This window comes from Rhizobium sp. BK491, assembly GCF_014194925.1.
Lineage (GTDB): Bacteria > Pseudomonadota > Alphaproteobacteria > Rhizobiales > Rhizobiaceae > Rhizobium.
Genome location: NZ_JACIAR010000003.1, coordinates 730,503 through 748,789 on the forward strand (window position 1 = coordinate 730,503; position 18,287 = coordinate 748,789).

The 18,287-nt window shown below is 58.6% G+C and carries 14 protein-coding genes; 10 read left to right on the forward strand and 4 right to left on the reverse strand.

Annotated features, from left to right (window positions below):
- Positions 1-196: 196 nt before the first annotated feature.
- A complete protein-coding gene (gene cml / locus FHX05_RS17825; RefSeq protein WP_183873378.1) occupies positions 197-1,393 on the forward strand; it encodes a CmlA/FloR family chloramphenicol efflux MFS transporter in 1,197 nt (398 codons plus the stop codon).
- A gap of 103 nt (positions 1,394-1,496) precedes the next feature.
- Here cml and FHX05_RS17830 read toward each other — a convergent pair whose 3' ends face one another.
- Entirely contained in the window at positions 1,497-2,519 is a 1,023-nt protein-coding gene (locus FHX05_RS17830) for an LLM class flavin-dependent oxidoreductase (RefSeq protein ID WP_183873380.1), read from the reverse strand.
- Between the two features lie 362 nt (positions 2,520-2,881).
- Here FHX05_RS17830 and FHX05_RS17835 point away from each other — a divergent pair, with 362 nt between their 5' ends.
- The 8 genes from FHX05_RS17835 to FHX05_RS17870 all read left to right on the forward strand — a co-directional run bounded on the left by FHX05_RS17835 (position 2,882) and on the right by FHX05_RS17870 (position 12,110).
- A complete protein-coding gene (locus FHX05_RS17835; protein ID WP_183873383.1) occupies positions 2,882-3,382 on the forward strand; it encodes an invasion associated locus B family protein in 501 nt (166 codons plus the stop codon).
- A gap of 178 nt (positions 3,383-3,560) precedes the next feature.
- Positions 3,561-4,490, forward strand: a complete 930-nt coding sequence (locus FHX05_RS17840) for an ArsR family transcriptional regulator (RefSeq protein WP_095436627.1) — start codon at positions 3,561-3,563, stop codon at positions 4,488-4,490.
- Between the two features lie 218 nt (positions 4,491-4,708).
- Positions 4,709-6,217 (forward strand): alpha-N-arabinofuranosidase, encoded by a 1,509-nt coding sequence (locus tag FHX05_RS17845; RefSeq protein ID WP_183873385.1) that lies wholly within the window; start codon positions 4,709-4,711, stop codon positions 6,215-6,217.
- Between the two features lie 195 nt (positions 6,218-6,412).
- Positions 6,413-8,314 carry an ABC transporter substrate-binding protein gene (locus tag FHX05_RS17850; RefSeq protein WP_112603803.1) on the forward strand — a complete coding sequence of 634 codons (1,902 nt, stop codon included), beginning with the start codon at positions 6,413-6,415 and terminating at the stop codon, positions 8,312-8,314.
- Between the two features lie 117 nt (positions 8,315-8,431).
- A complete protein-coding gene (locus FHX05_RS17855) occupies positions 8,432-9,436 on the forward strand; it encodes an ABC transporter permease (RefSeq protein ID WP_112603801.1) in 1,005 nt (334 codons plus the stop codon).
- Between the two features lie 3 nt (positions 9,437-9,439).
- Positions 9,440-10,297, forward strand: a complete 858-nt coding sequence (locus FHX05_RS17860; protein WP_015342901.1) for an ABC transporter permease — start codon at positions 9,440-9,442, stop codon at positions 10,295-10,297.
- A gap of 2 nt (positions 10,298-10,299) precedes the next feature.
- Positions 10,300-11,289, forward strand: coding sequence for an ABC transporter ATP-binding protein (locus FHX05_RS17865; protein WP_183873387.1), 990 nt, complete (start codon positions 10,300-10,302; stop codon positions 11,287-11,289).
- Positions 11,286-12,110 (forward strand): ABC transporter ATP-binding protein, encoded by an 825-nt coding sequence (locus FHX05_RS17870; RefSeq protein WP_183873389.1) that lies wholly within the window; start codon positions 11,286-11,288, stop codon positions 12,108-12,110. The genes FHX05_RS17865 and FHX05_RS17870 overlap by 4 nt, the downstream gene beginning before the upstream one ends.
- A 10-nt stretch (positions 12,111-12,120) precedes the next feature.
- Here the strand turns inward: FHX05_RS17870 and FHX05_RS17875 are convergent, their stop codons facing one another.
- Complete coding sequence (locus tag FHX05_RS17875) at positions 12,121-12,552, reverse strand: Lrp/AsnC family transcriptional regulator (RefSeq protein ID WP_112337254.1); 432 nt, start codon at positions 12,550-12,552, stop codon at positions 12,121-12,123.
- A 138-nt stretch (positions 12,553-12,690) separates the two neighbouring features.
- Between FHX05_RS17875 and FHX05_RS17880 the strand changes: the two genes are divergently transcribed.
- The gene (locus FHX05_RS17880; protein ID WP_183873391.1) at positions 12,691-13,794 is read left to right on the forward strand and encodes a saccharopine dehydrogenase family protein; all 1,104 of its coding nucleotides are present in this window, start codon (positions 12,691-12,693) and stop codon (positions 13,792-13,794) included.
- An 82-nt stretch (positions 13,795-13,876) separates the two neighbouring features.
- Here FHX05_RS17880 and FHX05_RS17885 read toward each other — a convergent pair whose 3' ends face one another.
- Positions 13,877-16,912 (reverse strand): FAD-binding and (Fe-S)-binding domain-containing protein, encoded by a 3,036-nt coding sequence (locus tag FHX05_RS17885; RefSeq protein ID WP_183873393.1) that lies wholly within the window; start codon positions 16,910-16,912, stop codon positions 13,877-13,879.
- A 135-nt stretch (positions 16,913-17,047) separates the two neighbouring features.
- The gene (locus FHX05_RS17890; RefSeq protein WP_183873395.1) at positions 17,048-18,283 is read right to left on the reverse strand and encodes a pyridoxal phosphate-dependent aminotransferase; all 1,236 of its coding nucleotides are present in this window, start codon (positions 18,281-18,283) and stop codon (positions 17,048-17,050) included.
- Between the last annotated feature and the right edge of the window lie 4 nt (positions 18,284-18,287).

The window sequence follows — 18,287 nt, forward strand, 5'->3', positions numbered from 1 at the left end:
TTGCTCGGTTCGATGTCATCTGCTAAACGCTGTGGCCATCACGTATCTCGCCACGAGGCCATAGGCATGGGCAATTCCAAGTCAGCAGATAGATAAGCCGCAACAGCTTTTTGTTGTTGCGGCGTGCTGTCGAACTCATTCCCGTTGATACCAGTGGCAGGCGCCGCCCGAACTCTCTTTCGAGCGGAATTTTTTCATGTCTGACATACGCCCGTCCTGGGCTTACTCGCTGCCGGCGGCACTGCTGCTGATGGCGCCTTTCGACATCCTCGCCTCGCTGGCCATGGATATCTACCTTCCCGTCGTGCCGTCGATGCCTGGCATCTTTAACACGACGCCTGCGGTGATCCAGCTGACGCTTAGCCTCTATATGATTATGCTCGGTCTCGGGCAGGTGGTGTTCGGCCCGCTTTCGGATCGTCTCGGCCGCCGCCCAGTCCTGCTTTGCGGCGCGCTTCTGTTTGCCGTCGCCTCTCTCGGAGCGGCCCTGTCATGGGGTGCGCCTGTCTTCGTGCTATGCCGCCTGCTGCAGGCCATAGGCGCGTCGGCAGCCTTGGTCGCGACCTTCGCGACCCTGCGGGATGTCTACGGCAATCGTCCGGAGCAGGCCATTATCTATGCCACATTCGGATCGATACTCTCCTTCGTGCCCGCACTCGGCCCCATAGCCGGCGCCATGATTGCCGATCAGTTCGGCTGGCGTGCTATTTTCATATTGCTTGCGCTTTTGGCGCTGGCTGCGACTTTTCAAGCCATGGCGAAGTGGCATGAAACGAGGCCTCAAGGCTCTATCGGCCCGCGCCGTTCCATATGGCCGATCTTCAAAAGCCGGTCGTTCTGGACTTATACTCTCGCCTTCAGCGCGGGCATGGGCGCATTCTTCGTGTTCTTCTCGACCGCACCGCGCGTGCTGATCGGCAGGGCCGGCTACTCCCAGCTCGGTTTCAGCATTGCCTTTGCAACGGTTGCCGTCGTGATGATTGCGGCGGCACGCTTCGCCGGATGGTTTGTCGAAAGATGGGGTGTCGCAGGCTGTGTTGCGCGGGGCATGGGACTGCTTCTTATCGGTGCGGCAGCTCTTGCGCTTGGCCAACTCTACGGAGTGCCGTCCTTCGCAAGCTTCGTGCTGCCGATGTGGATCATGGCGGTCGGCATCGTCTTTGCGGGATCGGTTACGGCGAACGGCGCTCTGGCGGAATTCGGCGATATCGCCGGCTCGGCTGTGGCGTTCTATTTCTGTATTCAGAGTCTGATTGTAAGTGTCGTCGGAACGTTGGCGGTCGCCGTGCTGGATGGCGATAGCGCATGGCCGCTTGTGGCGTTCTCCGCTGTCATGGCGCTGCTGGTATTGGCAGCACTTCATAGGCTGCGGCGTCACTACGCTTTGGCTTGATCCGCCAAGCATGCGCCCTTCACGTGGTAAAATCTGAAACGACCGCCCGCGAAGGTGAGCTTCGCGGGCGGTCAGTTTTGTCTCGTCCTGTTTCAGAACCCTCCTAGCGCCACCCCAATGCCGGTGCGACCTGCGTCAGGATGCTCTCGATGACATGGGCGTTGTAGTCGACCCCAAGCTGGTTCGGCACCGTCAGCAGCAGGGTGTCGGCCGCGGCGATGGCTTCGTCCTTTGCCAACTCCTCGATCAGCACATCCGGTTCTGCGGCATAGCTGCGGCCGAAAATGGCGCGTGTCTTTTCATCGATGAAGCCGATCTTGTCAGCATCCTTGCCGCTCTGGCCGAAATAGGCGCGGTCGAGATCGTTAACCAGCGCGAAGATGCTGCGGCTAACCGAAACTCGCGGCTCGCGTTTGTGCCCGGCTTCTTTCCAGGCCTCGCGATAGAGCCTGATCTGATCGGCCTGCTGGACGTGGAAGGGTAGGCCGCTTTCATCATCCTTCAGCGTCGAGCTCTGCAGGTTCATGCCGAGCTTCGCGGCCCATACGGCCGTGGCATTGGAGCCGGCACCCCACCAGATCCGCTCGCGCAGGCCCTCGGAATAGGGTTCCAAGCGCAACAGACCTGGCGGGTTGGGGAACATTGGCCGCGGGTTGGGCTGTGCGAAGCCTTCGCCGCGCAGCAGATCGAGCAGCACTTCCGTATGCCTGCGGCCCATATCGGCATCGCTTTCGCCCTCCATTGGGGCATAGCCGAAGTGGCGCCACCCGTCGATCACCTGTTCGGGCGAGCCGCGGCTAATGCCGAGCTGCAGCCGGCCGCCGGCGATAAGATCGGCAGCGCCGGCATCCTCGGCCATGTAGAAAGGATTTTCATAGCGCATGTCGATGACGGCAGTGCCGGTTTCGATGCGGCTGGTCTTGGCGCCAACAGCTGCCAGCAGTGGGAAGGGTGAGGCAAGCTGACGTGCGAAATGATGCACTCGGAAATAGGCGCCGTCCGCACCCAGCTGTTCGGCCGCGACGGCAAGGTCGATCGATTGCAGCAGCGTGTCGGCAGCTGAACGGGTTTGCGACTGGGGCGAGGGCGTCCAGTGGCCGAATGAAAGGAAACCGATCTTCTTCATGGTACAGTCCTACTACTATATCCGGTTAGCACGGCCCGATTTTGCATCACGCATGTCCATGCAGAAACCGGCACGTCAAAGCTGCCGCTCGCTTGCGTCTTCATGGCGTGGCTTGCAAAGGCCGTAGGTTCAGGCGGCTATATGTGCATGGATGCAGCGGATGGAACAGCGCAATCTGTGAACTGATCGTCAATGCCGACGGGGTTGTGTTCTTCCCATATATGGTTTCCTGCGTGTTTCCTAACATGAACAAATTTTAACGAAGACATTAACAATCAGATAACGCACCGCACCGAAACTGCCGTGCGTGTGAGTGCGTCTCTCGCTTTCAATGTCCTTGAAACAAGAAATGGCAGGAAACCATGTTTGCAAGAAATTTCGCCCCCGCTCTGGTCTTCGTCGCATTCGGCGCCGGTATCGCGCATGCGGAAGTGCCTGTCCGTATCGATCAATTCGATCATTGGGGCGCATATTCTTATAAGTCCGGCGACAATGTGAATTGCTATGTTCTATCGAGGCCGGTTGCGCAGCAGCCCGCCAGTGTCGACCATGGCGACAATTTCTTCATCGTCTCGCGTCTGTCTCCCGGCGATAAATTGGTTCCGGAGGCCGCGATGGGCTATGACCTGAAAGACGGTGCTCAGATGACGGCGACGGTCGGCGACAAGACATTCCCGATGTTTACGAAAGACCGGCACGGCTGGGTAAAAAACGAATCGCAGGAGCCGACCATGGTCAACGCCATGAAAGGCGGTGCGCAGTTGCAACTGCAGGCAACCTCTAAGCGAGGCACCGAGACGAGTTATTCCTACTCGCTGTCAGGCATTACCGCTGCCTTGAAGCGGATAGAGACATGCCGGTAAAAGTGGAGGCTGAGCGGCGATCTAGGATTCCGTCCCGCCAAGTTGTATAGCCCGCGAGCTGGCTGGCGTCTTCTCATTGCGTGGAGAAGGCGCTAGGCCGGAGCATCTCGAGTAATATCTCTTGTGAAATCAAAAATCCTGATATAATGAAATCTATTGATGGGGAATTCAGGATTTTATGCAGCGCGGCTTTCTGACAATTTATGCGGGTGAGAACGCTGCGGTTTTCCGGGCGTTATCGGCGCCGGCACGTGTCGATATGTTGAAGCTGCTCTGCGCAAGGGGCTCGCTGAATGTCAACGAGATCGCCCGGGAGCTTGATCTGCCGCAATCGACCGTCGCGACTGGTATCATGATCCTGGAGGAGGCCGGTCTTGTCGAGACCAAGGCTGCAAAGGCGCGCAAGGGTTACCAGAAGATCTGTACCGCGCTTTACGATGAGATCCTGCTGAGCTTCGAGGATCAGGCCTTCAAGCATGATGAGGACGTGATCGAAGTCGCCATGCCGATCGGTCTCTACACGAGCTGCGAGACGCATGCGCCTTGTGGCCTGTGCTCGACCGAGGGCGTCATTGGCCTGCTTGATGTTCCCGACTATTTCCTTGATCCGCAGCGCATGCAGGCAGGTCTTCTCTGGTTCGGGCGTGGCCATGTCGAATATAAATTCCCGAACAATGCCAAGATATTGAACAGGAACGTCAATGCCATCGAATTCTCGATGGAGCTCTCGTCCGAAGTGCCTGGCACCAATCCGGACTGGCCGTCCGACATCACTGTGTGGATCAACGGCGTCGCCGTTGGCACATGGACGTCTCCGGGCGATTATGGCGATAAGCGCGGGGCTTTTACGCCAAGCTGGTGGAAGCTCGAAGGCTCTCAATACGGCAAGCTCAAGACCTGGCGAATCTCCAAGAAGGGCACCTTCATCGACGGCGTTGCCTCTTCCGATGTGACGATCGATGATCTTGCCATCAGTCAGCATTCGTCGATCCGCCTGCGGATCGGGATTGCCGACGATGCGCGCAACACCGGTGGCATCAATATTTTCGGCCGCGGTTTCGGCAACTATGGCCGCGATATCCTTATGCGCATCGATTTGGCTCAATAGTATCGTAATTTATGATACATAATATCGCGTCGGAGCCAAATGCCGACAAGTCATATTTTTCATAAGTCTATGAATTTAAAAGTTATTTTGTTATCTCGTGAGTGTCGCTACCATAGCTTTAGCGATATTTTCCGTCTTGAATGCGTTGACGACCTTCCAAAAGTGTATCAAGATCAAGGTATAAGAACGAAATATCTGATATATATGGGAGGAAGGCCGTGAAGGCGCATGTGATCGTCCACCGTGATTTCCGAATTGCCGACATCGATGATCGGCTTTACAGCTCTTTTCTGGAGCATCTGGGGCGGGCGATTTATGGCGGCATCTACGAGCCGGGCCATCCAACCGCCGATGAGCATGGATTTCGCAAGGATGTGATTGAGCTTGTGCGCGAGCTCAACTCGCCCTACTGCCGCTATCCTGGTGGTAATTTCGTTTCAGCCTATAATTGGGAAGATGGCGTCGGGCCGCAGTCCGAGCGCCCTGTGCGTCTCGATCTTGCCTGGCGGACGCGGGAGAGCAACCAGATCGGCGTCAATGAATTCGTCGATTGGTGCAAGAAGGCCAATACCAAACCGATGCTTGCCGTCAACCTCGGCTCGCGCGGACTGGATGCGGCGAGAAACTTCCTTGAATATTGCAATCATCCGGGCGGCACCTATTGGTCGGATCTGCGGCGCAAGCACGGCTGGGCCGATCCGCATGGGGTGAAGCTCTGGTGCCTGGGCAATGAAATGGACGGTCCCTGGCAGGTGGGTCACAAGTCCGCCTATGAATATGGACGCCTGGCCGATGAGACTGCCAAGGCCATGCGCGGCTTTGATAAATCGCTCGAACTCGTCGTCTGCGGCTCGTCCAATTCCGATATGAAGACCTATCCCGATTGGGAAGCGCAGGTTCTGGATCAGTGCTACGACAGCGCCGACCATATCTCGCTACATATGTATTTCGCCAACCGCGAGAAGAACACGCTGAACTATCTCGCAAAGGCCGAGAAGCTGGATCGCTATATCGTCACCATCGGCGGTGTCATTGACTATATCAAGGCGAAGAAGCGCTCGAAGAAGACGATCGGCATTTCCTTCGACGAGTGGAACGTCTGGTATCACTCAAACCAGCAGGACAAGGAGATTCTCGCCCGTGACGAATGGCCGGATGCGCCGCATCTGCTGGAGGATGTCTATAATTTCGAGGACGTGCTGCAGGTCGGCGGCATTCTCAACACCTTCATTCGCCGCTCCGATCGCGTTCGCATTGCCTGCATCGCCCAGCTTGTCAATGTGATCGCACCGATCATGACGGAGGATGGCGGCCCGGCATGGCGGCAGACGATCTACTACCCGCTCTATTTCGCCTCGAAATATGGCCGCGGTTATGCGTTGCGCCTCGTCACGGATGGTCCGACCTATGACAGCGACGAGGCCGATGACGTGCCTTATCTCGATGTGTCGGCCGTTCACGACGAAATGGGAAAGATGGTTACGCTGTTTGTCGTTAACCGTCATCCCGACAGCGCGCTCGATCTAGATACACGTCTCGAAGGCTTTGCCGGAGCCCGTGTCGTCGAACAGCATGAAATCGTCAACAACGATTTGCAGGCAACCAACACTGCAGCGCATCCGAACGCGGTCGTCCCGACCAATACGGGCGATGCCAAGATCGAGGATGGCCGGCTTCGTGCCACGCTGAAGCCGCTGTCCTACACGGTGATCCGGCTGGCGGTCTGACGCCGTGTCGCCGGGGGGCGATACGCCCGGCACTAAAAGCGGTCGAACAGTCGCGAGGAGGCGGCTGACGACCCGTTGCAGGCCCGGACCGCCGCGCGCTGTTTTGAGCGGTCGGCCGGGAAAAAGGGGTGAAAATCGCGGCCTGCTCATCATCACTTGAGTGTACCGCGCAGTCGATAAAAATGGGAGGAGATCATGAAGCAGTGGAAGAAGCTTGCCTTCGGCGTCGCGCTGGCCACGTTCGGCCTCATCGCGGCGGCCCAGGCTCAGGACTATACCTCTTTGCCCCGCAAGGAGACCTTGATCGTCGAAAACCCTGAGGGAACGATCAAGAATCCGGGCTGGTTCAACATCTGGGTCAATGGTGGCGGCGGCGTTTCGACCGGCCTCCAGCAGCTGACCATGGACACGCTCTGGTACATCGATCCGGAGAAAGGTCTGGGCGGCTCGGCCTGGGACAACTCACTTGCTTCCGACAAGCCGCAATATAACGACGATTTCACGCAGATGACGGTGAAACTGCGCAAGGGCCTTTATTGGAGTGACGGCGTCGAATTCACGGCCGATGACGTCGTCTACACCGTCAAGACCCAGATGGATCATCCGGGTATGAACTGGAGCGCGGCCTTCTCGGTTCAGGTCGCAAGCGTCGAGGCGCCGGATCCCTATACGGTCGTCTTCAAGTTGAAGAAGCCGAACTCGCGTTTCCACGCCATCTTCACCGTTCGCTGGAACGGCGCCTGGATCATGCCCAAGCATGTCTTCGAAAAGGTCGCTGATCCCGTACGCTATGACAATGCCAATCCCGTTTCGCTCGGCGCCTATAAGCTGAAGGCGTTCGATCCGCAGGGCAAATGGTACACCTGGGAGAAGCGTGACGACTGGCAGCGCACCTCGCTTGGCCGTTTCGGAGAACCGGCCCCGAAATATGTCACCTATGTCGATCCCGGTCCGCCGGATAAGCGCACCATCGCGCAGCTCGAGCACAATCTCGATATCATTCACGACAACACGCCGGAAGGCATGTTCACGCTGAAGGAAAAGTCGAAGACCGTCGACAGCTGGTTCCCCGGCTTCCCGTTCGCCCATCCGGATCCGACGCTGCCGGCTGTGATCTTCAACAATCAGGATCCGCTGTTCCAGAATGCCGATGTGCGCTGGGCCTTGGCACTGCTCATTGATATCAAAGCTGTCGATATGGCGAGCTATCGTGGCGCGGCCACGCTTTCCGCGCTCGGCGTTCCGCCGACGGCAATCGCCATGACGGATTATCAGGCGCCGATGCAGGATTGGCTGAAGAATTTCGAAGTTGACACCGGCAAGCGCAAGATAAAGCCCTACGATCCCACGATCGGCCAGCAAATCGCCGATATCCTGCGCAAGCAGCCGAAATACAAGGATCAGATCCCGACCGATCCGGCCGCCATCAGTGCTGCCTTCGGTTACGGCTGGTGGAAGCCCGATCCGCAGGCCGCCGCTGAGCTATTGGAAAAGGCCGGCTTCAAGAAGGTGGGCGGCAAATGGATGACGCCTGACGGGCAGCCGTTCAAGATCCGTTTGACGGTCGAAGGCGATACTCGCTCCGTCTTTACCCGTGCGGGCACTCTGATCGCCCAGCAATGGGCAGCCTTCGGGATCGATTCCAAAGCTGCTCCTTCCACCAGCGTCTGGCAGGCGGGATTGCAGCCCGGCAACTACCAGGTTGCGATTGCATGGAGCGTCGAGACCTGGGGCGGCGATCCCGATCTGTCCTTCTTCCTTGACAGCTGGCATTCGGAGTTCGTCGCCAAGAAGGGTGAGAACCAGGCACCGCGCAACTGGCAGCGTTGGTCCAATCCGGATCTCGACAAGATCATCGAAAATATTCGCCGCGTCAGCGCCGATGATCCGAAGGGCATCGAACTTGGCAAGGACTATCTGAAGCTGGTCGCGCAGCAGATGCCGACCATTCCGCTGATGTCCTATAACGTCTTCACCTCGATGGATACGACCTACTGGAAAGGCTATCCGACCATTGCCGACCCCTATACGGACCCCGTTCCCAATTGGGCGAACTCCCGATTGATGATGGTCAAGCTGAAGCCGGCACAGCCCTGATTTCTCCCGACCCTGATGCGGCAACCGCCGCGTCAGGCACCTTTCGCCGGACACTAGGCAGGTCCGGCGAATCTTTTGAATTGATGATGAAGCGCAAGCAGCGAGGAAGACGGCGGCATGACGTCCTATCCAGTTTTCGTATTGAGACGATTTGGCCAATTCCTGCTCGTTGTCTTCCTCGGCATTTCCGCAACATTCTTCATCACTCACATGACGCCGATCGATCCCGTCGAGGAAAGCATCGGGACCATCCAGCAGATGGGCCAATCCGATCCCCGTGCCGTCGACCTGATGCGTCAGTCGTTGCGTGAGCTTTATGGTCTCGAGGGCTCCATCTGGCAGCAATACCTGCATTTCTGGGGGCGCCTTGCGACCGGCGATCTCGGGCCGTCGCTTTCGGCCTTTCCCACGCCTGTTTCCGCCATCATCGCGAGGGCGCTGCCTTGGACGATCGGTCTGATGACTGTTTCTGTCATCCTGACCTTCATTCTCGGCAACATGATCGGCGCGCTCGCCGGCTATTATCGCAAGAGCGCGGTGCTGAAGGCCGTCAGCCTCGTTTTCATCGCCATGCAGCCGATCCCCTATTACATTCTCGCCTTCGTGCTGATCATTCTCTTCGGCTATGTCTGGCCGATCCTGCCGATCAATGGCGGCTATGAGATGAACACTAACCTCAATCTCTCCGTCACGCTGGTGCTCGATATTCTCCGCCACTCCATCCTGCCGGCGTTGTCGCTGATCCTTGTCGGGACTGGCGGCTGGCTCATCGGCATGCGGGCGCTCGTCTCCAATATCATCACCGAGGATTACGTCGTTTTCGCCGAGCTCGGCGGCGTGCCGAAGCGCAAGATCCTGCGCTCCTACATCGCCCGCAATGCCATGGTGCCACAGTTTACCGGCCTTGCCATGTCGCTTGGCGCGGTCTTCAACGGCACGGTCATCACTGAAATCGTCTTCGGCTATCCCGGTATCGGCAATCTCCTGATTTCGGCTGTGCATGCCGGCGACTACAGCCTCGTCCTGGGGCTCAGCGCGCTATCGATCGTCGGTGTCGCGGCGGCCGTATTCATCATCGACATATTGGGTCCGCTGATCGACCCGCGCATCAAGGTGGAGTAGGCCATGCTAACGATCGTTCGCGACCTTGCTCGCCAGAATATGGAATTCCTTTTCGGTCTTCTGTTGCTCGCCATCATCGTCGGGCTGGTGATCCTGTCTTATTTCTCGCCCTATGGCCCAGCCGATCTTTATCTGCTGCCACCCGACATGCCGCCAGATGGGCAATACTGGCTGGGTACGACGTCGCGCGGCCAGGATGTTTTCTGGCAGCTTACGACAGCGCTCCGCAACACGCTCTATTTCGGCATCGGCGTTGCCATCCTCTCGCGCATCATCTCGCTTGTCGTGGGACTGGTGGCTGGCTATGCCGGCGGCGCTGTCGATCGCGTACTGATGGCGATCAATGACAGTATCATGGTCATTCCGCAGTTTCCGCTACTGATCCTGTTCTACTTCGTGCTCAAGGATGAAATGACCTGGACGGTGCTCATCATTGTTATGGCCTCGCTCGGCTGGTCCTATGACGCACGCCTGATCCGCTCGGTCGCGATCAGCCTGAAGACGCGGCCTTTCACCACGCAGAGCGTCTATTCCGGCATGAGCATGCGCAAGATCCTCGTCGAGGAACATCTGCCCTATGTGCTGCCGATCGTCTTTGCCACGACGATGAACAACATGATCTGGTCGATCGGCATGGAGATCACGCTTGCGGTGCTCGGTTTCACCGATATCGAAACGCCGACCATGGGCATGATGATCTATTGGGCCAATGCGCATTCGGCGCTGATCGCCGGAACATGGTGGTGGGTTGCAGCGCCAGTCGCCGCCATCGTGGTGCTGTTCATGGCGCTCTTCCTGCTGTCGATGTCGATGAATGAATACAACGATCCCCGCAGTCGTTTAAACCGGATGGGAGGCTAGCCATGGAGGCTGTCGTTGAGGTCAACAACCTCAAGGCTTATTACCGGGCCTTCCTTTATGGCGTCGATCGCGAGGTGCGGGCGGTTGACGATATCAGCCTGTCGATCGGCCGTGGCGAGATCTATGGCGTTGCCGGTGAATCGAGCAGCGGCAAGACGACGCTGATCAAGACGATCGCGGGCGCGATCCGGCCGCCGCTTCGCGTTGTCTCCGGTGCCGTCAAATTCCATTTCAACAATGGAACCCAGGACATTTACGCCATGACGGCGGAGCAGCGATCATCGCTTCGCTGGCGGCATCTTTCCTATATCATGCAGGGATCGATGAATGTGCTCAATCCCGTCCGCCGTATCCGGCACTCCTTCACCGATTTTGCCTTCCGCCACATGAAGGCCGATCGCGCCACCTTCTTCGATCGCGTTGGCACCCATCTCCAGCGGCTGAAGTTGGATGCGAATCTTCTCGATGCCTATCCGCATGAATTGTCCGGCGGCATGCGGCAGCGCATGACGATCGCGCTCGCCACCATCCTGACGCCCGAATTCATCATCGCCGATGAGCCGACGACGGCGCTCGATGTCATCGTCCAGCGTGACGTGCTGCAGATGATCCGCGAGATACAGCGCGAGATGGGGTCGTCCTTCCTGTTCGTGACCCACGACATGGGCGTGCACGCCGCCGTTTCCGATCGCATCGGCATCGTCTATGCCGGGCGCCTGGTCGAGGAAGCGCCGACGCGAAAACTCTTTCACATGCCGCTCCATCCCTATACGCAGCATCTGGTCGCAAGCCTGCCGCGGATCGGGGATGCCTCCACGCGCCCCTCGCTCGAGGGCAGGCCGCCCAATCTCGCCATGCCGCCGGAGGGATGCCGCTTTCATCCGCGCTGCCCGAAGCGCATGGACATCTGCAGCCGCGAAGTGCCGCCTATGGTCACCGTCGAGCCGGATCGGCGCGTCGCCTGCTTCGCGGTGACGGGAGGAGCGCGATGAGCGATCTTCTTTCACTCTCGCATGTCAGCAAGATCTATCGCCAAGGGGGCATGCTCAGCCGCCGTCATATCACGGCGGTTCGCGATGTCAGTCTGAGCCTGGGAGAGGAGCCGGAAATCCTCTCCATCGTCGGCGAGTCGGGCTCGGGCAAATCCACTATCGCATCGATGATCCTCGGCCAGACGGCGCCGACATCGGGCAGCCTGAATTTTCGCGGCAGACCAGTGGCTATTCACGGACGGTCCGAGCGGCGCGCCTTCATGCGGGAGGTCCAGCCGGTCCTTCAGAATCCGTTCGAAGCGTTCAACCCCCTCAAGAGGGTTGATCGATATCTTTTTGAAACGGCAAGGAATTTCGCGCCGATGGGCCCAAGGCCAAGCCGAGCCGATGTCGAGCGTATTGCAGACGAGGCGCTTGCCCATATCGGCTTGACACTTGCCGAGGTGAAGGGGCGGTTTCCGCATGAGCTTTCGGGCGGCCAGCTGCAGCGCACCGCCATTGCCCGCGCGCTGATACCGCAGCCCCGTTTGCTGGTAGCCGACGAGCCGGTTTCGATGGTCGATGCTTCGCTTAGAATGGCGATCGTCAATCTCTTCGGTCAGCTGAAGAAAGAGCTCGGGCTGTCGATCATCTACATCACGCATGATCTGGCGACCGCCTATTATATCAGCGATCGCATCATCATCATGAAGAAAGGCGAGATCGTCGAGCAGGGCGGTGCGCGAGCCGTCCTCGACAATCCGCAGCATCCCTATTCGCGGGCTTTGAAGGAGGCTGTCCTCTCCACCACGCCCGAGATGGAAACGGCAACGACCCTATGATCGTCTATTTTCAACGCGAGATTCGGGTCGAAAGGATGATGGATGACAGGGTGCGCTCGACGCCGTCGATCGTGCCGATACCATCGATCAGCTGATCCAGCTCGGAGATCGAGGGTGCTGCGATGATGGCGATCAGATCGAAGGTGCCGCTGACGGAATGAAGCGTCGTTACCTCGGGGATAGCATTCAGCGATGCCGTCACGGCTGACAGCGCCTTCGGCGCGATCGTAATCAGCACATGCGCCCGAATGAGACCAGAAAGATAGGTCTCGGACAGCCGCACGCCATAGCCTGAGATCACACCTTCCCGCTCCAGCCGTTCAAGCCTCGCCTGGACGGTGGTGCGCGACAGCGACAGCTTTTTAGCGAGAGTCGCGACAGGCATGCGGGCATTCTGGCCGAGCAAGGCGATCAGTTCGCGGTCCTTATCGGTGACCTGCATGGCGACTCCTGCATTGTGCAAATTCTATTCGTCAGTTTGTATAGTTTTGTACAACGAAATGCGTTTTTTGTCGCTATGAATCGTTCAACTCCTACCTACACTTATAAAAATCTTATCAATGAAATGCAGGGGAGTCATATGAAAGACATAGTGGTCATCGGCGCGGGCAAGATCGGTGGGGCGATCGCTCTAATGCTGGCCGAAACAGGCGACTACAAGGTCGTTGTCGCCGACCGCAGCCAGGAACAGCTCGACAAGATCGATCGTCACCCTGCAATTTCTACTGCCGCCGTCGACATTGCCGACCGCGCCGGGCTCGTCGGCGTTTTGAAGGGCAAGTTCGCCGTCTTGTCGGCCGCACCGTTCCATCTCACCGGCTTCGTCGCGGAGGCGGCGCTTGAAGCTGGCGTCCATTATCTCGACCTCACCGAAGATGTGGCTACGACCAAGAAGGTCGAAGAACTGGCTCAGGGGGCAAATACCGCCTTCATCCCGCAATGCGGACTTGCGCCGGGCTTCATCTCGATCGTCGCCAATGATCTCACCAAACGTTTCGATAGCCTCGACAGCGTGCGCATGCGTGTCGGCGCGCTGCCGCAATATCCGTCCAACGCTCTGAACTACAATCTGACCTGGAGCACGGACGGCCTCATCAACGAGTATATCGAGCCCTGCGAAGCGATCGTCGAAGGCAAACTCGTGACTGTGCCGGCCATGGAAGAGCGCGAAGAATTCTCGCTCGACGGCGTCACCTACGAGGCCTTCAACACGTCCGGCGGTCTTGGAACTCTTGCCAAGACTTTGGCTGGCCGCGTGCGCACGATGAACTACCGCACCATCCGCTATCCCGGCCACCAGGCCATCATCAAGGCGCTGCTCAACGACCTCAACCTCAAGAACCGCCGTGATGTGCTGAAAGATCTCTTCGAGAACGCGCTGCCGGCCACCATGCAGGACGTGGTCGTCGTTTTCGTCACCGTCTGCGGTTGGCGCGAGGGCCGTTACATGCAGGAAACCTATGCCAACAAGGTATATGCAGGCATCGTCGCGGGCAAGAAGATGAGCGCCATCCAGATCACCACGGCTGCCGGCATTACCACGGTGCTCGATCTGCTGGCTCAAGGCAAGCTGCCCGCCAAGGGCTTTGTTTGCCAAGAAGAAATCGATCTTGGCGATTTCTTGGCCAATCGCTTCGGGCAGGTGTACAGCCTTGAGAAGATCAGCATGAAAGAAGCCGTCTAAGCGGCTAATTTACTTGATGTTTTTCATGTGGCGCCTTCGGGCGCCACATGTGTTTTAGCCTTTAAAGATTACTTTATGGAGGCTACCTTGTCAGACGCTCGAGGATCTCAACGGGATGCGGGATGGCCTGGTTATCGATCTTGGCAACTTGCGAACGACAGGAAAAGCCGGTCGCCATAACCATCGTCTGATTGCCGTTTTCGGCGATCTTGTCCTGCCAGCTCATCGCGTAGAGCTTTTCCGAAATGGCGCGATTGCGCACCTCGTGGCCGAAGGTGCCGGCCATGCCGCAGCAGCCTACATCGGGCATGTCGAGCTTGATACCCAATTTCCCGAAAAGCACGGACCATTGCTTGAGAGCAGCCGGCGCATTCGTTCTCTCCGTGCAGTGGGCAAGCAGCGTGAAGCGTTCGTGCGGCACAGCCTCTGATGCTGGTATTCGGTCGAGATTGGCCGCAAGCCATTCCTGAAGCAGCAGCACCGGCGCGCGCAGCTTGGCGGAGGGCAGGGCGGCATATTCGCTGCGATAGGTCAGCGTCATCGATGGATCGATGCCGACAAGCGGAATGCCCATTTGCGAGATACGATCGAGATAATCACGCGATTTCGCGGCCGCCTTCTCGAAGCGGCCGAGATAGCCATGCACATGCAGGGCCTTGCCGTTGTTCTGCGACATAGCGAGCAACGGTTGGAAGCCTATCTTCAGGGCGAGCTTGAGCGCGGCGATGACGACGGCTGGATCGAAATAAGTGGAGAAGACATCGGCTACAATGACGACCGCTTGGGCTCGCTCCTCTGTGGTGAGCTTTCTCAACCGTTCAGGAGTAGCAACCTGCACGCCGAGACGAGCGGCTTCCCTTTCCAGCGATACTGCAGGCATGACGGGAAGGGCGGTGAGGCCGGCAAGCCGCATCAAGCCCTGGCCGGCGGTCGATCCGGTCAGCAGATTGTAGCCTAGTTTGAAGCGCGCCATTAGCGGCAGGGTCGTCTCGATGGCAGCAACGATTGGGTCCTTGAAGGGCCTGAGGTATCGGCCGTAATAGAGCTCCAGGAATTTCGAGCGGAAGGCCGGGACGCTGACCTTAACCGGACATTGGCCGGCACAAGCCTTGCAGGCGAGGCAGGTATCCATCGCCGCCCGCACCTCATGAGAGAAATCGTTCCGATTGGCCGGGTTAAGCGAGTTGACCGTCCGCCGCAGGAGGTTCCCGATAGGGTTGGCTCGGCGCAGCATGTCCGCCTCCCGCCGCGGATCGACCTTACGCTCGGCAAGCAGGCGCAGCCATTCGCGCATCATTGCCGCGCGACCCTTCGGCGAATAGCGCCGATCGCCCGTCGCCTTGAAGGAGGGGCACATTGGGCTCGTGGTATCGAAATCGAAACAGGCCCCGTTGCCGTTACAATAGGCGGCATTATCGAAGGCGGCGCGGATATCGTTGCCGATAATGCGATCAAAGTCACCGCGCAGTGATACTTCGTCGATCTTCAGTAACGGGCGGGAGGAGCCGGATGCGATCTTGCCGGGATTGAGGCGATCGTCGGGGTCGAATGCGCGCTTGATGTCCTGCAGGCTGGGATAAAGCTCGCCAAAATACTCAGGGACATATTCCGAGCGAACGCCCTTGCCATGCTCGCCCCAGAGCACACCGCCATATTTGCGGGTGAGGCTAACGACGCCGTCGCTGATCTTGCGGACAAGCGACTGGTGGTCGGCGCGGGTAAGATCAAGCGCCGGGCGAACATGCAGCACCCCGGCATCGACATGGCCGAACATGCCGTAATCCAGCCCTTCGGCATCAAGAAGGGCGCGGAATTCCCTTATATAGGCAGCCAGATGCTCGGGCGGAACGGCAGTGTCCTCCACGAAGGGCACCGGGCGCACCGGTCCTTCGACATTGCCGAGCAGGCCGACCGCGCGCTTGCGCATCGACCAGATTGCTTCGATCTCGGCCTTTTCGCGTGCGATTGTATAACCCTTGTGGCGTGCTGAAGAGCGGTCATCAAGCGCGGTGGTGACATCTGCGAGCTTGCGCCCCAGCTCATCGCGATCGTCGGCCAGCACCTCGACGATATTGATGCCGTTGGCCGAGCCGGACGCATCCTCCGGAAAGAAGTGGGCGATGCCGCTCCAGACGATGTCACCCTTCGCCAAGCCGAGCACTTTCTCATCGACCGTTTCGACCGAGGCGACCTTCAGCGCCACCAGCCGCCTTGCATCCTCGAGCGCCGTGTTGAAATCATCATAGCGGATGTTGATGAGGGCCGATTGCGCCGGTATCGGCAGCACGTTGAGTTCGGCCTCGGCAATTAAAGCAAGCGTGCCTTCCGAGCCGCACAGTAGCGCATTGAGATCGAAGCGGCCGTCCTCTCGCCGGATATGGGCGAGATCATAGCCGGTCATGTAGCGGTTGAGTTTCGGGAAGGTCGCTTCGATCAGCTCGCTTTTATCTGTGGCTATCGCATCGACCACCCGGTGAATTTCGCCGATCCGATCATCACGCGCCTTGATCTCGTTCAGCTCGGTCTCGGCGAGCGGGCGCGACCACCAATCGCTGCCATCTGAGAGCACCACATGCAGGCCGAGAACATGGTTGCTGGTCTTGCCGTAGAGACACGAGCCCTGGCCGCAGGCATCGGTGGAAATCATGCCGCCGATCGTGGCGCGGTTGGAGGTGGAAAGCTCTGGCGCGAAGAACAGGCCGTAAGGCTTCAATGCCTTGTTGAGTTGATCCTTGACGACACCGGCCTCGACACGGGCGATCTTTCGGACCGGATCGATCTCCAGGATGCGGTTCATATGCCTGGAGCAATCGACGATAATGCCGGAGGTCAACGATTGTCCGTTCGTTCCGGTGCCGCCGCCGCGCGGTGCGATGACGAGATCGGAAAAGGCGGGCTCGGATATGGCCTTGGCGACGAGTTTCAGATCTTCGACGCCGCGTGGATAGAGGATTGCCGTCGGCGTGACCTGATAGATGGAATTGTCGGTCGAGGCGACCGTCCGCGCGCCGTCATCCGTCTCAACATCGCCTTGAAAGCCTAGTGCGCCCAGTCGGCGCTCGAAGGCGCCGATCTGATGTTGCGAACTGTCTTTCGCCGAAACGAGGCGTGGTATCATGATATGAAGACTTCCGGCGTTTTACGCGGTGATTGAAGCATTCCCGCTTTTAAACGGAATTATGGAAATGCTCTATCTCTTTGTTTTCACGCAATTCCGGATGGGCAGCCGTCTTGCGCGTCTGCCGCCACTGTTCTAGCGTCGGAGCGCCGCGCAGGCGCGCTCGATACGATCAAGGGCTTCGATGAGATCACCTTCCGACGTCGCGTAGGAAATACGGAAATAGGGCGACAATCCGAATGCCGAGCCGGGCACGACGGCGACATGGGCCTCATCTAGCAGATAGGCGCAGAAATCCGCATCCGTCTCGATCATCTTTCCGGATGGTGTCGTCGTTCCGAGTATGCCTGCACAGCCCGAGAATGTGTAGAAGGCACCTTCCGGCACCAGGCAATCCAGGCCTTCAATGGCGTTAAGCCGACCAACCACCAGATCGCGCCGACGTTGGAAGCTTGCCTTGCGACCCTCAAGAAAATCCTGCGGGCCGTTGAGCGCAGCAACGGCCGCGGCCTGGCTGACCGAGGAGGGACAGGAGGTCGCCTGGCTCTGGATAACGGCCATGGCCTTGATGAGAGCCTTGGGGCCGCCGGCATAGCCGATGCGCCAGCCGGTCATGGCATAGGCCTTGGAAACGCCGTTGACCGTCAGCGTCCGGCTTTTGAGGCTCGGCTCGATCGCGACGGGCGTGGTGAACTCAAAGCCCTCATAGACGATATGCTCATACATGTCGTCGACCATCAGCCAGACATGCGGATGGCGCAACAGCGCCTCGATCAGCGGCAGATAATCGGCCTTGGAATAGGCGGCACCCGATGGGTTCGATGGCGAATTGAGCAACAGCCAGCGCGTCTTCGGGGTAATGGCCTGTTCGAGCTGATGAGCCTGCAGGCGAAAACCGGCCTTGGCATCGCAGGGGATCAGAACAGGCACGCCGCCGCAGATTTCGACGATATCGGAATAGGAGGTCCAATAGGGCGTCGGGATGATGACTTCGTCGCCCGGATTGATCGAGGCCATGAAGGCGTTGAACAGGATCTGCTTGGCACCCGTCGCCACGGTGATTTCGTCGAGCGCGTAGTCGATGCCGTTCTCGCGCTGGAATTTTCCGGCGATCGCCTTCTTCAGCTCCGGCGTGCCGTCGAGTGCGGTGTATTTCGTTTCGCCGCGATCGATGGCGGCCTTGGCCGCTTCCTTCACGTTGTCGGGCGTATCGAAATCCGGTTCGCCGGCGCCGAGAATGATGACGGGCAGGCCTTCCCGCTTCATCGCACTGGCGCGCGCGCCGATTTGAAGAATGGTGGAAACGCCGATGGATGCGATGCGTGAAGCGGGCTTGAAGCCCGCCTCCTCGATTTTCGTGGCGATCGTCATGGAG